The following is a 1690-nucleotide window of genomic DNA, read 5'->3' as shown; positions in this document are numbered from 1 at the left end:
CGCCGTTGTCGACGGCCCGCACCCGTCTCGGGGCGTCGTGTTCCAGCAGTACGCGATCTTCCCGTGGCTCACCGTGGCGAAGAACATCGAATACGGACTGACGCTACGGGTCAACAGGCGCCCCAAAGCGGACCGGAAGAAGGTGGTGCGCCGGTATCTCGAGCTCATGGGCCTCGAGCGTTTCGCATCGGCGTATCCGAAGGAGCTGTCGGGCGGAATGCGGCAACGCGTCGCCATCGCCCGGGCCTATGCCACCGATCCCCGCGTCCTGCTGTTGGACGAGCCGTTCGCCGCGCTCGACGCGCAGACACGTGAGCGGATGCAGGAGTTGCTGCATGAAACCCAGCTGACCGAGCGCCGCACCGCGTTATTCATCACGCACAGCGTCGAGGAGGCGATCTTCCTGTCCAACCGGGTGGTGGTGCTCAGCGCGCGCCCGACGTGTGTGCGTGAGGTCGTCGACGTCGGCATACCGGCGCCTCGGTCGGCCGAGACGCGGCTGTCGCCGCAGTTCGTGGAACTGCGGCGTCACCTGGAGGAACTTCTGCGCTCCGAGTCGATGGAGGGCACCCGATGATGATGTCGAGGATGTGGAACATGCGCTCGGTGATCGCGGCGGTGGCCGCCGTCGCCTGTGCCGTCCTGTTGCCGTCGTGCGCGTTGGAGAGCAGCAGTCCGACGACGAGCGACGACGGTCTGACCGTCGTCAAGGTGGGATACCTGCACACCGTCGCCGTCGACTCGCACATGTGGCTCGGCATAGAGGAGGAGACATTCGAAGAACATGGGCTGAAGCTGGAACCGGTGGAGTTCGACACCGGTACGGCGCTCAGCCAAGCCCTGTCCGGTGGCTCGGTCGACGTCGCGATCATGGGGGCGGTGCTGTCGAACTTCCCAGCACAGGGGACTGGGAAGGTCTTCCTCGCCAATGACGTGGAGTTCGACACGGCGCAGCTGTGGGCCGCGCCGGGGTCGGGGATCCGGTCCGTCGAGGATCTCGCCGGCGAGCAGGTCATCACCGCCACCGGCACGACAGCACACGTGTATCTCCACAACGCGCTGGAGCAGGAAGGTGTGGACCCGGATGAGGTCAGGGTCGCCAACGCCGACATGCCGTCGGCCGTCACGGCGTTCGTCTCCGGGCAGGTCCCGGCCGTCGTGCTGTGGGTGCCGTTCGACGAGACCGTGAAGGACGAGATGCCCGAGGCCGAGCTGATCAGCTCTGCTCAGGACTACTACCCGGAATCGTCGATCATCGGTGGCTGGGTGGCCAACGACGACTTCTACGAAGCCGAGCGCGGGACCCTCGTCCAGCTCACGACGGCATGGCTCGACATCAACGACCAGCTGCTGGACGACACCAGCGCCGCGATGACGACGGTGCACGACGCCGCCTACGCCGACAACCAGGAGCTCGAGGACACGCTGCGCCAGTTCGAGTTCGCGAAGCTGTACGCCAACGACACGTGGGCGCAGAAGTACTCCTCCGGCGATCTCGAGGCCAGCATCGGCGACGTGGAACAGATCTTCGTCGAGCTCGGCGGGATCGACGAGTTCGTCGAGCCGAACCAGTTCGTCGACACCGATATCTACCTGGATGCGTACGCCGAATGGAAGGAACAGGGATGACCAAGCAGATCGGAGTCCTCGGGCTCGGCACGATGGGAAGCCGCTGCGCGGCCAGGGCGGT

At 65.7% G+C, this 1690-nt stretch carries 2 protein-coding genes; both read left to right on the top strand.

The window, feature by feature from the left end:
* The coding region (locus ELR45_RS16890) for an ABC transporter ATP-binding protein (protein ID WP_165367854.1) at positions 1-577 on the top strand (577 nt) is incomplete at its 5' end.
* Entirely contained in the window at positions 574-1629 is a 1056-nt protein-coding gene (locus tag ELR45_RS16885; protein WP_129667445.1) for an ABC transporter substrate-binding protein, read from the top strand. The genes ELR45_RS16890 and ELR45_RS16885, both read left to right, overlap by 4 nt.
* The last annotated feature ends 61 nt before the right edge of the window (positions 1630-1690 follow it).

Source organism: Phytoactinopolyspora endophytica, assembly GCF_004138495.1.
In the GTDB taxonomy this organism is placed as follows: Bacteria; Actinomycetota; Actinomycetes; order Jiangellales; family Jiangellaceae; genus Phytoactinopolyspora; species Phytoactinopolyspora endophytica.
The sequence above is the reverse complement of the archived record's forward strand: the minus strand, read 5'-3'. Positions and strand labels throughout refer to the sequence as shown.

Bases quoted from the DNA above. Each gene is read 5' to 3' on its own strand.
- ELR45_RS16885 (WP_129667445.1), top strand. From the start codon at position 574: ATGATGATGTCGAGGATGTGGAACATGCGCTCGGTGATCGCGGCGGTG.